Consider the following 15,230-nt stretch of genomic DNA (forward strand, 5'->3'; position numbering starts at 1 on the left):
CTCCTGCCACCCTGCGAAAACATGATCGCCACTGGATGACATTTCGGCCGCCAGCCCGCTGTGGTCTGGCAGCTACCTGTTGCAGAGGAGGCATCGCCATGTTTTCCCAGTATCAATGCACCACCGAGCTGCGCCACACCTTGCGCCAACTGCTGGCCCACGATATATGCAACCCCGACGACGACCCGCACCTGTCCGGGGTGCTGTTCTTCTGCGCCACCGACGAACACACACGCCAGCTGATCGAACGCATCGAACTGCTGGCCAGCGAAGCCTTCTTCGACTCCACTGGCCGGGCCATTCGCAATCATATGCGTGCCGCAGCGGTGGATGGCGTGCAGATCAAGATCAAGCGCAAGGTGCCGGATGACGAGACGGTGATTCGCATCGCGGTGCCCGACAAGGGTTACATCACCGTGAGTACGGTAAGGCTCTGAGGGGTCCACCAGGGGATCGCCTGGAACGCTGACTTTTGCTTTTCAGTCAAAGCACACATGCGTCAACGGGGCTGTATCACCTTAGCCCCCGCCCGCCATACTGATCCCCTTCCCTCGCCGGCCTGGGATTGATACCGGCAGGACCGGCCGCTGACCCAATGCCTGTCAGTTAGGACTTCGTCGCCTGCTGCCACTCTTGGTAAAGATGCGCCTCGCCGGCGGGTTTCAGCGAGCGCAGCGGCAGGCTCTGCTGCTGGGGCGGCCGAGCCATCTGCGCATACACTTCGGCAGTCGACAGGCCAAAGGGCTCGCCTTCGCTGTTGTCGTAGGCAAACCACGCTCGCTTGATGCCGCACAGGTGCATTGCAGCCAGGCACATCGGGCACGGATGGCCGCTGGCGAAGATTTCAGCACCGTCCAGGCGTGCCTGACCGAGCGCTTGCGCGGCCTTGCGGATGGCCTGCATTTCAGCGTGGCTGGTCGGGTCCTGGGTGCTGTGGATCTCGTTGACGGCGCGCGCCAGGACCTGCCCCTGGTACACCAGTACGGCGCCAAACGGCCGGCCGCCGGCGTGGATATTGGCGCGGGCCAGGTCGAGGGCTTCGCGCATGAACTGTTCGTTGGACATTGATCGGTACTCCTGATGCTGAAACCGCATTATCCCGGCTACGGCGCCCGAGCTGAAATGAAGAGATTGGATGCCGTGCAGTGGCCGCCTGAATGGCACCATTGGTCTCCTGGCAATGCGCGGAATTGGCAGGAGGCCAATGGTGTCGGCCTGACACGCAGCGGCGAAAAATCGCACAGCACGCGCTGAGCACACGGGCGGTAGGGGTGAAAAATCATACTTAGCATTGCAGCCCCATCCAACAAGGGTCTACCCCAATGCCAACGTTACGCCCCCTGCACCTGGCCACCCTACTCTGCGCCGTCTTGCTCGCCAGCAACAGCCTGCAGGCCGCGTCGCTGACCCGCGCCAATGGCGCGCCGGTCGGCGATGACCAGAACGCCCAAACCGCCGGTGCCAACGGCCCGGTAATGTTGCAGGACGTGCACCTGATCCAGAAGCTGCAGCGGTTTGACCGCGAGCGTATTCCCGAGCGAGTGGTGCACGCCCGTGGTACCGGCGCCCATGGCGAATTCATCGCCTTTGAAGACCTTTCTGCACTGACCCGCGCGCCGCTATTTACCCCAGGTGAGCGCACCCCGGTGTTTGTGCGTTTTTCCTCGGTAGTACACGGTCTGCACTCGCCAGAAACCCTGCGCGACCCGCGCGGTTTCGCCACCCGTTTCTATACCAGCACGGGTAATTGGGACTTGGTGGGCAACAACTTCCCGACCTTCTTCATTCGCGATGCAATCAAGTTCCCCGACATGGTCCATGCCTTCAAGCCCGATCCACGCAACAATCTTGGCAATGACGCACGCCGTTTCGACCTGTTCTCGCACATGCCCGAGGCTACCCGCACCCTGACCCTGCTGTACTCCAACGAAGGCACACCGAAAAGCTACCGACATATGGACGGCAATAGTGTGCACGCCTACAAATTCGTCAACGCCCAGGATGAGGCAACTTATGTGAAGTTTCGCTGGAAGACCCTGCAAGGCCGCGAGAACCTCGACCCTAAGGCGGTCGAGAAAATCCAGGCCAAGGACTTCAACCACATGACTGCGGACCTGGTCAGCGCCATCGACCGTGGCGAACATCCGAAGTGGGACCTGTATATCCAGACCCTACGTCCCGAGCAGCTTGGCGATTTCGACTTCGACCCGCTAGACCCGACCAAGATCTGGCCTGATGTCCCCGAACGTCGGATTGGCCAGATGACCCTCAACCGCAACGTCGGCAACTTCTTCCAAGAGACCGAGCAGGTCGCCCTGGCGCCGTCGAACCTGATAGCAGGGATCGAGCCGTCGGAAGATCGCCTGCTGCAGGGTCGCTTGTTCTCCTATGCCGACACCCAGATGTACCGCGTAGGGGCCAACGGCGCGAGCTTGCCGATTAATCAGCCGCGGGCAGCCGTCAACAATGGCTTGCAGGATGGCGCGGCCAATTCTGGCCGTACCCAAGGAATGGTCAACTATCAGCCAAGCCGTTTGCATCCCCTGAGCACCTCGCCTGAATCGCGATCCAGCACCTTGCCTCTGACCGGCAGCACCCAGCAACACGCCATCGCCCGTAGCCAGAACTTCAAACAGGCGGGCGAGTTGTACCGCGCGTACTCGAGCAAAGACCGCCGCGACCTGATCAACAGCTTCGGCCAGTCGCTGACAGCGGCCGATGATGACAGCAAGCACATCATCCTGTCGTTCCTGTACAAGGCCGATGCCGACTATGGCGCGGGCGTGGCCAAGGTCGCCAACGCAGACCTGCAAAGGGTCAAGGCTCTGGCGGCGACACTGCAAGACTGAGTCAAGCTTACCGCTCGCGGCTAATCAGGTGCGAGCGGTAACTCCCCGGGCTCTGCCCCGTCCACTTCTTGAACGCGCGGTGAAACGCGCTGGGCTCCTGAAAGCCAGTCTGCTCGGCAATTTCGGCAATACTCAAACTGCCTTCACGCAGGCGCTCGAAGGCCATGGCCCGGCGCACCTCGTCCTTGATCTGCTGATACGAGCGCCCTTCGCGCTCCAACTGGCGACGGAAACTACTGGCACTGCGGCCCAACAACACCGCCAAGGCAGTCAACGTCGGCCACTGCCCGTAGCGGCGCGTGCGCAAGTGCCGATAGACCTCGGCCACCAAGCCATTCTGGTTGCGAAAACGGATCACCAGGCCTTGCGGTGCGGTACGCAAGAAACTCTTCAGTGCGGGCAAGTCCTGCACCACCGGCAGGCGCAGGTAGGCGCTGTCGAACTCTACTTCGGTACGCCCGCTGCCCACGCGCAGGTCCGCGCCCCACAACAGCGTGTCATCTTCCTGAGCCGGGCGCGGCACGGCCAGTTCGGTGCGGTCGATGACGATGCGCCGACCGGCCAGCCAGCACAGCAAGCCGACAACCAGCACCAAGTAAGTTTCCTCGGCATAGGCCCGAGTCAATGGGTCTTCGATCGAGGACTGCACGCTGATCACCGCACGCCCACCGCGCACGCTCACGCTGCCGCGCAAATCGCGCAAAAACAGGCCGAAGTTGCCCAGGCACTGCCGCAAGGCCTTTTCCAGATTTGGCTCCTGGATCAGCCCTCGGCAAATCAGGGCAAAGCTGCCCAGCGGCATGCCATGTCGGTCGAGGCAAAAGAACTCATCGTCGAGCGCATGGATCAGCACCAGCCAAAGCTGCGCAAAGGCCTTGGCCGGCACGCGCGCCTCGGCCTGCTCGAGCACAGCCGGGTCAATGCCGACGGCACGTAAATGCTCATCGCGCAGCTGCGGCCGTTCGCGCAGGGCGTGCAACATGGCGTTGAGAAAGTACACCGCGACCGAATCGCTATCGCGCATGGCAGGGGTTCGCTGTCTGGGTTGAGTGGCAAAAAATGCCAGGTTCAATGAGCAGATCCGACATAGGCCGGGCCGCAGGCTTTGCCTAGACTCGTGTCAATCGGAGACGGCCGCCATTCTCGCAGAGCCAGGCCTCATCCCGCCATGTTTTCGCAATCGGAGCCCCACATGAGCAGCCCAGAAATCTACGTCGTCAGTGCCGTCCGTTCCGCCATTGGTGGCTTCGGCGGCGCCCTCAAAGACCTGCCACTGGCTGACCTGGCCACGGCGGTAAGCCGCGCTGCGATCGAGCGCTCGGGCCTGGCTGCCGAGCAGATCGGCCATGTGGTGATGGGTACCGTGATTCCCACCGAGCCACGCGACGCCTACCTCAGCCGGGTGGCGGCGATGAACGCCGGGATCCCCAAGGAAACCCCCGCCTTCAACGTCAACCGCCTGTGCGGCTCGGGCCTGCAAGCGATTGTATCGGCCACGCAAAGCCTGCTTCTGGGCGACACCGACGTGGCCCTGGCCGCCGGCGCCGAATCGATGAGCCGCGGCCCCTACCTGCTGCAGCAGGCCCGCTGGGGTGCGCGCATGGGCGACCTGCAGGGCATCGACTACACCGTTGGCGTGCTCCACGATCCATTTGAACACTTCCACATGGGCATCACGGCCGAAAACGTCGCGGCCAAGCATGGCATCACCCGCCAGATGCAGGATGAGCTGGCCCTGAGCAGCCAGCAGCGCGCCGCCCGCGCTATCGCCGAAGGCCGCTTCGCCAGCCAGATCGTCCCGCTGGAGGTGAAGACCCGCAAGGGCAGCGTGCAGTTCTCGGTCGATGAGCATGTGCGCGGCGATGTCACCGCTGAACAGCTGGCGGCGATGAAGCCGGTGTTCAAGAAAGACGGCAGCGTCACCGCCGGCAACGCCAGCGGGATCAACGATGGCGCCGCCGGTCTGGTGCTGGCGACCGGCGACGCGGTTCGCCGTCTTGGCCTCAAGCCGTTGGCACGCCTGGTGGCCTACGCACACGCCGGGGTCGAGCCTGCGCTGATGGGCCTGGGCCCGATTCCTGCCACGCAGAAGGTCCTGGAAAAAGCGGGCTTAAGCATCAGCGACCTCGACGTGATCGAGTCCAACGAGGCCTTTGCCGCCCAGGCCTGCGCGGTTGCCCGGGCACTGGACTTCGACCCGGAGAAGGTCAACCCGAACGGTTCGGGCATCTCGCTCGGCCATCCGGTGGGCGCTACCGGGACGATCATCGCCACCAAGGCGATCCATGAACTGCAGCGCATCCAGGGCCGCTACGCGCTGGCCACCATGTGCATCGGCGGCGGCCAAGGCATCGCCGTTGTCTTCGAACGCGTTTGAGGAGCGAGTCAACGTGAGCATTGAACACATTGCCGTGATCGGCGCCGGCACCATGGGTAACGGGATCGCCCAGGTGTGTGCGGTGGCCGGTTACCAAGTGCTGCTGATCGACGTCTCCGACGCCGCACTGGAACGCGGCGTGGCGACCCTGGCCAAGAACCTCGAGCGCCAGGTCAGCAAAGGCACGCTGGACGCCGCCAAGGCCGAAGCCGCCAGGGCGCGCATTCGCACCAGCACCGAGTATTCGGCACTGAGCAGCGCACAACTGGTGATCGAAGCCGCCACGGAAAACCTCGAGCTCAAGCTGCGCATCCTCAAGCAGGTGGCGGCCAATGTCACTGCCGACTGCCTGATTGCCACCAACACCTCGTCGCTGTCGGTCACCCAGCTGGCCGCCAGCATCGAGCAGCCCGAGCGGTTCATCGGCGTGCACTTCTTCAACCCGGTGCCGATGATGGCCTTGGTCGAGATCATCCGCGGCCTGCAGACCAGCGACAGCACCTACGCCCAAGCCCTGCTGGTGACCGAGAAGCTGGGCAAGACACCGATCACCGCAGGCAACCGCCCAGGCTTCGTGGTCAACCGCATCCTGGTGCCGATGATCAACGAAGCGATCTTCGTTCGCCAGGAAGGCTTGGCCAGCGCCGAAGACATCGACACCGGCATGCGCCTGGGCTGCAATCAGCCGATTGGCCCACTGGCGTTGGCCGACCTGATTGGCCTGGACACCCTGCTGGCGATCATGGAGGCCTTCCACGAGGGCTTCAACGACAGCAAGTACCGCCCTGCGCCGCTGCTCAAGGAAATGGTTGCCGCCGGCTACCTTGGGCGCAAGAGCGGCCGCGGCTTCTTCACCTACTGAGGAGTACGCGCCATGTCCGTCAACGCCGCCCTACGCTGTGCCAACTTCGAAGAGCGGCGCGACAAGGCCATGGCGCTGTTCGCCGAAAAGGGCTTTGGCCAGGTCAGCATGCGCGAGCTGGCGGCGCATGTCGGTCTGACTCCCGGCTCGCTGTATCACCACTTTGCGAGCAAGCAGGATCTGCTCTTCGACCTGATCGAAGAGTTGTACGAAGAGCAGCAGGCAACCCTTGAGCAAGGCCGGCGGGCGCTGTTGCGCGGCCAGCCGGTGCTGACCTGCCTGATTGCTGCGCACTGGCACTTGCATGCCGAGCGGCCATTGCAGTTTCGCCTGGCCGAGCGCGACCTGTGTTGCCTGGACGAACATCAGCAGACCAGCCTGGCGCTATTGCGCAAGCGTTATGAGGCCGGCTTGCTGCACTTGATCGCACCACAGACGCGGTTGTCGGGGGAAGCGCTGGCGGCGACTGGGCACGTGCTGGCGACTTTGCTCAATCAACTGCCGGGGTGGTTGCAGGGGCGCGGCTTGCCGGACACTCAAGGGCTTGAGTTAATGGAGAGCCTGTTATTGGGTGGGATCGAGCGAGCCTTGCGCCTGCCCTGATCCCCATTCACGCACTGGCCCAGTGGTGGTGCAGGCTGGGACGGGAGGCCTACAAAGCCATCACCAATTCGCGCTCCATAAGAGGGTCCAAGGCCTCACGCAGCATCGCAATTTTCTCTTCAGGCAGGCGTGCCAAGGGACGGCGTGGATGACCTGCGCCATAACCCATGATCTCAGCACCCGCGTAAACAGACTGAACGTAGTCACCTTGCCAGATCAGCGACATCACCGGCGCCAGGGATTTCCAGATCTGCTGCACCTCTTCCCAGTTGTGCTCGTGGGCGGCATTGACCAATGCAACACAAGTCTTCGGCGCCATGTTTGCACCGCCCCAGATAAGCCCGGCTGCACCTGCGAACAACGCGTAGGGTGCCAGGGGGTCAGCACCGTTCATGGTTGGCAGGCCAGTGCGTACCAACGAAGCTTGAGCTGCCAAGTCGCCGCTACTGTCCTTCACCGATACGAAGTTGGGAATCTCGCTCAGTTTCTTGAACAGCGACGGCGTCACTTCAACGCCAACTGCTTGAGGCACGTTGTAGCCGATGATTGGCAGGCCGGCTTCGGACACGCTGGAGTAGAAATCGACGATGCCCTGGTCATCAGTCGGCCCCTCGAAAAACGGTGGCAGCACCATCACACCGTCAGCACCCTGATCCTTGGCATGGCGGGTGCGCTCGACTACTTCCTCAACCAGCAGCGCAGACGTCTGGGCGATCACCCGCGCACGACCGTTGATGACCTTGGCGCCGAAGGCCACCAGTTGTTTGGATTCATCCTTGCTCAGATACACATGCATACCGGTTCCGGAGCTCAGCACAACCCCATGCACACCTGCCGCGATATAACGTTCGAGCAACTGCTCGAAACGCGCGTAGTCAATCTTGCCGTGCGCATCGAACGGAGTGGTAATGGCCAAATTGACACCGGAAAACGCGAATGCAGACATTGAATAGCCTCTTATTGTTCGTAGCTGGTGTATCCAGCTCCAGGGAAAAGGTTACGGGCCCATTCGCCTTGCATACAGCGACATTTCCGAGGACGACTTGATGAGCTGCAGTTATGCGAAAGGTCAATGTAGCCGCACTAAGAGGCACCACTGAGCGTTGCGCAGGAACTTTCCGTGCTCGCTATAGGCCCCTATTTGAGGTTTATCGCAAGTAGGAGATGAAATGATGAATGCCCAACTGAACGGTAAGCGTGTGGCCTTTCTGGTCACCGATGGCTTTGAACAAGTAGAGCTGACCGGTCCCCGTGAAGCCTTGGAAAACAGCGGTGCGGTTGTCGATATTCTGGGTGACAAAGACGGCACGGTACGCGGCTGGAATCATGACAAGCCCGCCGACGAGTTCGCCGTGGATGCAACCTTCGATAATGCCCAGCTCGACCTCTACGATGCGCTGGTCCTGCCTGGCGGCGTGCAGAATTCCGACACGATTCGGCTGATCCCCGGCGCGCAGAAGCTGGTGAAAAGCCATGACTCGGCTGGCAAGCCGCTGGCAGTCATCTGCCATGGTGGTTGGCTGTTGGTGTCCTGCGGCCTGGTCAAAGGCAAAAGGATGACCAGCTACAAGACATTGCAGGACGATATTCGTAACGCGGGCGGCACGTGGGTGGATGAGCAGGTGGTGGTGGATGGCAATCTGATTACCAGCCGCCAGCCGGATGATATTCCCGCCTTCAATGAGCACTTGATCAAGGCGTTGGCAGGCTGAATTAGCCTCGTCCGTACTGCCCCATTTGCCGTGCCTACAGCAGGAGCTTCCCACTATGAGCGACTACCCTACTCCACCATTTCCTTCCCAAGCGCAAAGCGTTCCAGGTTCGCAACGCAAGATGGAGCCGTATCCAGACTGCGGTGAGCAGAGCTATATCGGCAACAATCGGCTCGAAGGCAAAATCGCCTTGATCACCGGTGCCGATAGCGGCATCGGGCGCGCGGTCGCGATTGCCTATGCGCGTGAAGGCGCTGACGTTGCCATTGCCTATCTGGATGAGCACGAAGATGCCCAGGAAACCGCGCGTTGGGTCGAAGCTGCCGGCCGCCAATGCCTCCTGCTACCCGGCGACCTGGCACAGAAACAGCACTGCTATGACATCGTCGACAAGACGGTAGAACAGTTTGGCCGCATCGACATTCTGGTCAATAACGCTGCGTTCCAGATGGCTCATGAGACCCTGGATGAAATCAACGATGATGAGTGGCTGAAGACCTTCGATACCAACATCACCGCCATCTTCCGCATTTGCCAGCGGGCATTGCCCTCGATGCCAAAGGGCGGTTCGATCATCAACACCAGCTCGGTCAACTCCGATGACCCCTCCCCCAGCCTGTTGGCGTATGCCGCTACCAAGGGCGCCATCGCCAACTTCAGTGCCGGCCTCGCGCAGTTGCTGGCCAAGCAGGGCATTCGGGTCAACAGTGTGGCGCCTGGCCCGATCTGGACACCGCTGATCCCGGCCACCATGCCTGATGAGGCGGTCAGGAACTTTGGTTCAGGCTACCCGATGGGACGGCCAGGGCAGCCGGTTGAAGTCGCCCCGATCTACGTTTTGTTGGGGTCTGATGAGGCCAGTTACATCTCCGGTTCGCGCTACGCCGTGACCGGCGGCAAGCCCATCCTTTGAATGATATTACGAGGCTCGCCACGGCGGGCCTCAGCACTTGGGCTTACCTTGGCACCCGGGCGTTTTCTTGGCGCATAGTTGAGTATCTAAGGAGCGGTACCATTCAGCGTAGGGCGTGTTGATTGCCTGGCAACGATTGAAATCTGGGCTGCCATCGTTCCACCACACAGAGCCCCTCTCTCCTAACGCTATCTTAACCGCGTCTACCTGCGAGCGTGCGGCACGAAGCTGCTTGGCATCATCCGAAGCTTTCGCTTGCTTCACGGATCGCCGTGCCTTCATGAGATCGTCCACCAAACGCTGACGCTCTGCATCGGACAGCGCGGGATCGCTACAGCGCCATAGCTTGCCTTTGACTACAAAATAGCGACCATCTGGGGTTCGTGGATACATGCCGCTGGCCTCACAAATCTGAAAACTCCCAAACCCCGCAGTATTTGCAATCTGAGATCTGCTTTCCAGCACCCGGAGTCAGGCTTGTCTCAGACGTATCTTACGCTGGAACCGAAGCGCTATAAGCATTACGGGAGGCATGTCGCGATGATCACAATACAGAGACTTTTCTTTCACCCAATTTTCACGGCGTCTACGGGACACTAAAGCTATCCCTACGTGATAGACCTTGCCCGCCTAGCAGCGGGCTTTCTTTTGGTTCTTAAAAATTTTTGCGGGATTGGCTTGGCTGGCTGACGGGCCTAGGAATTGTGGGCTTGTCCGTTTGATGTGGTGACTTTGCGGGCCCCTTCCGCCCTTACGGCGGGTCACTTGTGCGCCCGGCATGGGCGCCATCCTGGAGGTGCAAGTCCTCCCGCGAGCTGGCCACAGCGAGCGAAGCGAAGCGCAACTGCAGAAGGGCGACCGACTGTGGGGAGGAAGCGTGGAGCATAAACCTTGAGCCGAGGTACACGAATCGCATCTGAGGCGTATTCGGTCAGGGCGAGCAGCCAAGTGCCTGCGAAGCTCTTGTGGCCTAAAGGCCGGATACGTAAATGCGGCGGTTGTGAGGTGAAGGATGGCGTTCTTACCCGGGGAGATCTCGCCTTGTGTCCGAAAGGACGACGGTGTGAGCCGGAGCGAGAAGTCAGCAGAGGTCGTAGTAGCTGTTTAACAGCGAAGGGCCGAACGAGAAGGAAAGTGGTTTGACATGAAGATACAGCCGGCCGTGCAACAGATGCCTGGTAACTCGGGGCGGGAGTCGACGAAGAGGGGTGAATCCCTGGCGCGCGGCTCCAGCGTTGAAGCTGGCTGTCCGCGACATGATCCAAACCCCACAGATGGAGGGCTGCTGCAAGCAGCCCTGACCAGAGAAAATCTATTGCTTGCACTCAAGCGGGTGCGTTCGAACAAAGGTGTTGCAGGTGTAGACGGTCTCACGATCGACGAAACCGTAGAGCACCTGAAAACGGCGTGGCCGCTGATCCGTCGGCAACTGCTGGCGGGTGAATACCGGCCAGCGCCGGTGCGTAGGGTATTGATCCCAAAGCCGGGCGGTGGCGAGCGTAAGCTCGGTATACCGACGGTCACGGACAGGGTCATCCAGCAGGCGCTGCTGCAGGTCCTCCAGCCTTTGCTGGATCCTGGTTTCAGTGAGCACAGCTATGGTTTTCGCCCCGGTCGCAACGCGCACCAAGCTGTTTTGGCCGCGCAGCAACACATCCATTCGGGGTGTGGAATCGTGGTGGACGTGGACCTTGAGCAGTTTTTCGACTGCGTCCAGCATGACTTGCTGATCGCCCGGCTGAGCAGGACGGTGACTGATCGTGGCGTACTGCGCCTGATCCGTGCCTACCTGAACTGCGGGACGCTGATCGGCCAGGACATAGTGGTGGACCGACAGGGGACGCCGCAAGGCGGTCCGCTTTCACCCCTGTTGGCGAACGTGGTGCTGGATGAGGTGGACAAGGAGCTGGAGCGACGGGGTCATCGCTTCGTCAGGTATGCGGATGATGCCAACGTTTACGTTCGAAGCCCCAAAGCCGGCTTGCGGGTGATGGCACTGCTCCGACGCCTTTACGGTCGTCTTGGGCTGCGGGTGAACGAAGGCAAAAGCGCGGTTGGCAGTGCGTTTGGTCGAAAGTTTCTGGGGTACGGCTTCTGGCTGTCAGCGCAAGGCAAGATCAGACGCTGGGCAACAACCAAGGCGTTACAGACCTTCAAACAACGGATCCGGGGGTTGACCAAACGTAATGGTGGTCGAAGTCTGGAGCAGGTGATTGAGGGGTTGAGACCTTACCTACTGGGCTGGAAAGCGTACTTCGGCTTGTCGCAAACCACCGCGATGTGGAGGCGTTTGGACGGGTGGATACGACGAAGGCTCAGGGCGATCCAGCTCAAGCAATGGAGAACCGGCAGAACGATCTATCGTGAAGTGCGCAAGATGGGCGCCAGCCCCAAGTTGGCTGCACAGACTGCGGCGCAGAGCCATAGGGTATGGCATAACAGTGCCGGCCTGATTCATGGCGTACTGACGGTTGCCTGGTTTGACCGGATGGGGTTACCCCGCCTGATCTGATCTGGAGTTCTCGAACCGCCCGGTGCGGACCCGCATGCCGGGTGGTGTGGCAGGGGCGCGGCTAGAGGGCTGCCCCCTATGCCGATTTCTTGGGAAAAAGTAACCAAAAACCGCCTGCTCCTGCATCCGGCCCTGCGCTGCGCTACGGATCCCCTCGCTCCGGTCTTGCTCCGGGAGGACCGCGCTGTACGGCCCCTCCTGGGCCTCAGCGCTTTCCGGCCATCCATGGCCTCCACCTCCCTGCGCAAGACCTCCACTCGGCCTCCTGAAGTCGCCAAGTTACGGGCGGCGTCTGGGCTGGCGCTGTTTTTTATAGTGGCATGGGTGGTGAATATTCGGGCCTCTTCGCGGGGCAAGCCCGCTCCTACAGGGATTGCGCAGATTGTGAATAAGGCGCAATCCCTGTAGGAGCGGGCTTGCCCCGCGAAGAGGCCGGTATTGGCAACTCAAATCGCAGGGCGCAGCCCTGCCAGCCACCCCACAAAACCGCTGGTAAATAAACAAAGCGAGAGCGCAGCGATTCGCCAGCCGTTGCCCTGGCTGTTGATCTTGATCTTGATCTGGCTCTTGATCTACCAGCGACTTCAGGAGGCCGAGCGCAGGTCTTGCGCAGGGAGGTGGAGGCCATGGATGGCCGGAAAGCGCTGAGGCCCAGGAGGGGCCGTACAGCGCGGTCCTCCCGGAGCAAGACCGAAGCGAGGGGACCCGCAGCGCAGCGGAGGGCCGGATGACGGAGCGAGCGGTTTTTGGTTACTTTTTTCCAAGAAAAAAAGTGACCCGCCGTAAGGGCGGAAGGGGCCCGAAAAGTCACCACATCAAATGGATAAGCCCCCACCCCACAAGACCCAGCCCCATAGTCCCTGCCAATCCGTGAAGAACCTTTCTTTTGCCCGCAAACTTGTACTGGCATAAGCCATTCGTCTGCTGGACTGTCCTAACGAGAGAACCAGAGTGTCCTCTACTGAAATCAGCCAGAGCCTTTCTCATGCGACAGCATCTGCAATCTCTATCTCTCCCTATCGCCTGCAGCCTTCTGTGGGCCTGCGCCGCTCCAGAGACAAGATCTCCGGTGGATACACCGGGCAGGCCCGAGTCAGCGACGACCAAGCTACTGGAAGCCGGTGCTGCGACGCTGCAGTCCAAACCGCCCATTGAGGCCATCAATGCCTACCTGGATGGCTTCCACTTTTACAACGGCCATCCCGACGTGCAGATGGAGGCGCACCACTACTGCTCGATCCTGAATGAGGACGTTATCCAGTGCGTTATCTTCGATGGCAACAGGAAGGATGCGAAGATCATGGGCGTCGAATACATTATCGACGAGAAACTATTTGCTGAGCTGCCAACCAAGGAAAAGGCCATGTGGCACAGCCATGGGTATGAGGTTTCCTCTGGGCAACTGATCGCCCCCGGAATACCTGCCCCAGCTGAACATGCCCTAATGCAACGGCTCGCGCACACTTATGGCAAGACGTGGCATACCTGGCACACAGATCAGGACAAAGCTCTGCCTGTGGGTGTTCCGCAGTTGATGATGGGGTTCACTGCAGATGGCCAGGCTGATGCGACGATGGTCGAACAGCGAAATCGGCGTCTGGATGTAGATGCGATAAAAACCAAAGCTCAACGGGCAGATATCGCCATCCCGGCAACTGATCCCGACGCGGATGGCTGGCAGCGCGGCAACATCATTCAGATCAACGATCCTACCGGGTCGCACCTGCACCGTCCCGCCACCCAAGCTCCAATGAACACGAACAGCCGCTCGGTTCAGTAGGAAATTATCATCAACCAAGGTGCGACCCGGCATACCGCTAAACTCTGACTTTACTTGCACGGCACTGTCCAGAGCTGATCGACCCTCGTCGTGAAGCTCTGACTCATCATCTCCCCGCGCATGCCCCAGTCATTCCCACTCATCTCGACCAACGCCACTGGATTGATGAAAATGAACGGGGGCTCCCGACAGCAGCCTAACGTCTTGAACAGTCATTCATGCCACGAGGTGTAAACGCCATGGCCGATCCAAAGCAAGACAATATCCCCCGACCACTCGATCCTTACGTAGACCCAATCCCGCACAATCCCGGTGAACCGGTACCAGAGCCGGAGACTGAAGCTCCAGATTGGCCCGAAGGTCAGGTGCCGCCTGAAGAACAATCTGATGGCTGAAGGTTTGAGGCTAGGTTGTAGGGCTATTGATCGGCCCCTGGCTAAATTGATTCGCCGTCGTCCTGAATGTCTTCTTCTGCCTCGGCAGCATCCGTGGCGTCAGCGTCATTCAACGGTGGCGAGGTGGGCTTTTCCGGGTCGTTGATGAAGGGGACGTCGCTTGGCCCCTTCTCTTCAGTACCTTCGGTCTTCGGTTGCATGGCGAAACCTCCAATCAACTGGGCCAGATTCAAAACGTTTTGCACCTTCAGCATCTACCGGGAATCCCCCAACATCAATTGAGGCCCCCTCCTTGTTCTTACTTTCCTATGAGCTGATGAGGCTAGGGAAAATTCAATCCACAAGCCTAACGGTAGAGGCTCGCCATGGCGGGCCTCAGCACTTGGGCTTACCTTCGCGCCTGGGCGTTTTCTCTGCGAGGGATTCATGAGCAGTTGCTGATGAGCCATCTGGCGATGCGCATCCTAATGATCTCACTCAGGCGGTAGTGGCATTCCCAGAACTGAGACTTGCCAGCAACGTTCCACCACCAACACTAGAACTCCACCTTGCCCCGACCCGCCTTGACATTGCTCCGCCTGGCCTTGCCTTCGAGGCGGCGGGTCTTCGAGCCGAGGGTGGGCTTGGTGGGGCGGCGTTTCTTCTCGGTCTTGCCGGCAGCGATGATCAACTCGGCAAGACGCGCCAGTGCGTCAGCGCGGTTCTGCTCCTGGGTGCGATACTGCTGGGCCTTGATGATCAACACGCCGTCGCCGGTGATGCGGCTGTCACGCAGCGCCAGCAGCCGCTCCTTGTAAAACTCGGGTAGCGACGAGGCTGGAATGTCGAAGCGCAGGTGCACGGCGCTGGACACCTTGTTGACATTCTGCCCACCCGAGCCTTGCGCGCGGATGTATGTCAGTTCGATGTCGGCATCCGGCAGATGCACGTTATTGGAGATGGTCAGCATGACATGGCCCTTGTGATTGCACCCATTATCACAGCCTCCGCCGCTCACCCATAGAACAACACGCAATTTCTTGTCCGTCCAGGTTTCATGCCGATGAACGACGATGGTTACAGCAAGCTAATTCACCTAGCCCTTCGGCAAGCCTGTACACACCTCTGAACGGCGTGGTTGCTTTAACCCGCCATCACACTGTGAAGACTTTTCTTTCACTCAATTTTCACGCCCGTTTCGGCAGTCTTTAGCTATCCCTACGTGTGATAGACCTTGCCCGCCTAGCA

The 15,230-nt window shown here is 60.3% G+C and carries 15 protein-coding genes and 1 pseudogene; 9 read left to right on the forward strand and 7 right to left on the reverse strand.

The window, feature by feature from the left end; genetic code table 11:
* Positions 1–98: 98 nt before the first annotated feature.
* On the forward strand, positions 99–437 hold the full coding sequence (locus J3B00_RS17795) for a hypothetical protein (protein WP_209869512.1): 339 nt from the start codon (positions 99–101) through the stop codon (positions 435–437).
* 169 nt (positions 438–606) lie between these two features.
* On the opposite strand, the gene J3B00_RS17800 is transcribed toward J3B00_RS17795, so the two are convergent.
* Complete coding sequence (locus J3B00_RS17800) at positions 607–1,065, reverse strand: nucleoside deaminase (protein WP_209869515.1); 459 nt, start codon at positions 1,063–1,065, stop codon at positions 607–609.
* A gap of 257 nt (positions 1,066–1,322) precedes the next feature.
* Here J3B00_RS17800 and J3B00_RS17805 point away from each other — a divergent pair, with 257 nt between their 5' ends.
* Positions 1,323–2,849: a catalase gene (locus J3B00_RS17805; RefSeq protein WP_209869518.1), complete on the forward strand. Its 1,527-nt coding sequence runs from the start codon at positions 1,323–1,325 to the stop codon at positions 2,847–2,849.
* A 7-nt stretch (positions 2,850–2,856) separates the two neighbouring features.
* Here the strand turns inward: J3B00_RS17805 and J3B00_RS17810 are convergent, their stop codons facing one another.
* The gene (locus J3B00_RS17810) at positions 2,857–3,873 is read right to left on the reverse strand and encodes an AraC family transcriptional regulator (protein ID WP_209869521.1); all 1,017 of its coding nucleotides are present in this window, start codon (positions 3,871–3,873) and stop codon (positions 2,857–2,859) included.
* A gap of 168 nt (positions 3,874–4,041) precedes the next feature.
* On the opposite strand from J3B00_RS17810, the gene J3B00_RS17815 reads away from it, so the two are divergent.
* Genes J3B00_RS17815 through J3B00_RS17825 form a run of 3 tightly spaced genes read left to right on the forward strand, consistent with a single transcriptional unit; the run spans position 4,042 to position 6,691 of the window.
* Entirely contained in the window at positions 4,042–5,226 is a 1,185-nt protein-coding gene (locus J3B00_RS17815) for an acetyl-CoA C-acyltransferase family protein (protein WP_209869524.1), read from the forward strand.
* 13 nt (positions 5,227–5,239) lie between these two features.
* On the forward strand, positions 5,240–6,088 hold the full coding sequence (locus J3B00_RS17820; RefSeq protein WP_209869528.1) for a 3-hydroxybutyryl-CoA dehydrogenase: 849 nt from the start codon (positions 5,240–5,242) through the stop codon (positions 6,086–6,088).
* Positions 6,089–6,100: 12 nt separating this feature from the next.
* Positions 6,101–6,691 carry a TetR/AcrR family transcriptional regulator gene (locus J3B00_RS17825; protein ID WP_209869531.1) on the forward strand — a complete coding sequence of 197 codons (591 nt, stop codon included), beginning with the start codon at positions 6,101–6,103 and terminating at the stop codon, positions 6,689–6,691.
* A 49-nt stretch (positions 6,692–6,740) separates the two neighbouring features.
* Here the strand turns inward: J3B00_RS17825 and J3B00_RS17830 are convergent, their stop codons facing one another.
* On the reverse strand, positions 6,741–7,637 hold the full coding sequence (locus tag J3B00_RS17830; protein ID WP_209869534.1) for a dihydrodipicolinate synthase family protein: 897 nt from the start codon (positions 7,635–7,637) through the stop codon (positions 6,741–6,743).
* Positions 7,638–7,863: 226 nt separating this feature from the next.
* On the opposite strand from J3B00_RS17830, the gene J3B00_RS17835 reads away from it, so the two are divergent.
* Complete coding sequence (locus J3B00_RS17835) at positions 7,864–8,403, forward strand: type 1 glutamine amidotransferase domain-containing protein (RefSeq protein WP_209874958.1); 540 nt, start codon at positions 7,864–7,866, stop codon at positions 8,401–8,403.
* 55 nt (positions 8,404–8,458) lie between these two features.
* On the forward strand, positions 8,459–9,316 hold the full coding sequence (locus tag J3B00_RS17840; protein WP_209869537.1) for an SDR family oxidoreductase: 858 nt from the start codon (positions 8,459–8,461) through the stop codon (positions 9,314–9,316).
* A 30-nt stretch (positions 9,317–9,346) separates the two neighbouring features.
* Here the strand turns inward: J3B00_RS17840 and J3B00_RS26715 are convergent, their stop codons facing one another.
* On the reverse strand, positions 9,347–9,709 hold the full coding sequence (locus tag J3B00_RS26715; protein ID WP_245362580.1) for a hypothetical protein: 363 nt from the start codon (positions 9,707–9,709) through the stop codon (positions 9,347–9,349).
* A gap of 751 nt (positions 9,710–10,460) precedes the next feature.
* Between J3B00_RS26715 and ltrA the strand changes: the two genes are divergently transcribed.
* Entirely contained in the window at positions 10,461–11,828 is a 1,368-nt protein-coding gene (ltrA, locus tag J3B00_RS17845; RefSeq protein ID WP_209864306.1) for a group II intron reverse transcriptase/maturase, read from the forward strand.
* Positions 11,829–12,813: 985 nt separating this feature from the next.
* A complete protein-coding gene (locus J3B00_RS17850) occupies positions 12,814–13,608 on the forward strand; it encodes an OBAP family protein (protein WP_209869541.1) in 795 nt (264 codons plus the stop codon).
* 50 nt (positions 13,609–13,658) lie between these two features.
* Here the strand turns inward: J3B00_RS17850 and J3B00_RS26910 are convergent.
* From J3B00_RS26910 to arfB, 3 genes and pseudogenes are all read right to left on the reverse strand, one after another.
* Positions 13,659–13,739 (reverse strand): annotated as a pseudogene (locus tag J3B00_RS26910) (DUF4113 domain-containing protein); the annotation flags it as partial.
* Between the two features lie 305 nt (positions 13,740–14,044).
* Positions 14,045–14,257, reverse strand: a complete 213-nt coding sequence (locus tag J3B00_RS17860) for a hypothetical protein (protein ID WP_209875190.1) — start codon at positions 14,255–14,257, stop codon at positions 14,045–14,047.
* 281 nt (positions 14,258–14,538) lie between these two features.
* On the reverse strand, positions 14,539–14,952 hold the full coding sequence (gene arfB, locus J3B00_RS17865; protein ID WP_209869548.1) for an alternative ribosome rescue aminoacyl-tRNA hydrolase ArfB: 414 nt from the start codon (positions 14,950–14,952) through the stop codon (positions 14,539–14,541).
* Positions 14,953–15,230 lie beyond the last annotated feature (278 nt).

The sequence above is a fragment of the Pseudomonas sp. BP8 genome, assembly GCF_017875955.1.
Lineage (GTDB): Bacteria > Pseudomonadota > Gammaproteobacteria > Pseudomonadales > Pseudomonadaceae > Aquipseudomonas.

Bases quoted from the DNA above. Each gene is read 5' to 3' on its own strand.
- J3B00_RS17795 (WP_209869512.1), top strand. From the start codon at position 99: ATGTTTTCCCAGTATCAATGCACCACCGAGCTGCGCCACACCTTGCGC.
- J3B00_RS17800 (WP_209869515.1), bottom strand. From the start codon at position 1,065: ATGTCCAACGAACAGTTCATGCGCGAAGCCCTCGACCTGGCCCGCGCC.
- J3B00_RS17805 (WP_209869518.1), top strand. From the start codon at position 1,323: ATGCCAACGTTACGCCCCCTGCACCTGGCCACCCTACTCTGCGCCGTC.
- J3B00_RS17810 (WP_209869521.1), bottom strand. From the start codon at position 3,873: ATGCGCGATAGCGATTCGGTCGCGGTGTACTTTCTCAACGCCATGTTG.
- J3B00_RS17815 (WP_209869524.1), top strand. From the start codon at position 4,042: ATGAGCAGCCCAGAAATCTACGTCGTCAGTGCCGTCCGTTCCGCCATT.
- J3B00_RS17825 (WP_209869531.1), top strand. From the start codon at position 6,101: ATGTCCGTCAACGCCGCCCTACGCTGTGCCAACTTCGAAGAGCGGCGC.
- J3B00_RS17830 (WP_209869534.1), bottom strand. From the start codon at position 7,637: ATGTCTGCATTCGCGTTTTCCGGTGTCAATTTGGCCATTACCACTCCG.
- J3B00_RS17835 (WP_209874958.1), top strand. From the start codon at position 7,864: ATGAATGCCCAACTGAACGGTAAGCGTGTGGCCTTTCTGGTCACCGAT.
- J3B00_RS17840 (WP_209869537.1), top strand. From the start codon at position 8,459: ATGAGCGACTACCCTACTCCACCATTTCCTTCCCAAGCGCAAAGCGTT.
- J3B00_RS26715 (WP_245362580.1), bottom strand. From the start codon at position 9,709: ATGTATCCACGAACCCCAGATGGTCGCTATTTTGTAGTCAAAGGCAAG.
- ltrA (WP_209864306.1), top strand. From the start codon at position 10,461: ATGAAGATACAGCCGGCCGTGCAACAGATGCCTGGTAACTCGGGGCGG.
- J3B00_RS17850 (WP_209869541.1), top strand. From the start codon at position 12,814: ATGCGACAGCATCTGCAATCTCTATCTCTCCCTATCGCCTGCAGCCTT.
- J3B00_RS17860 (WP_209875190.1), bottom strand. From the start codon at position 14,257: ATGCTGAAGGTGCAAAACGTTTTGAATCTGGCCCAGTTGATTGGAGGT.
- arfB (WP_209869548.1), bottom strand. From the start codon at position 14,952: ATGCTGACCATCTCCAATAACGTGCATCTGCCGGATGCCGACATCGAA.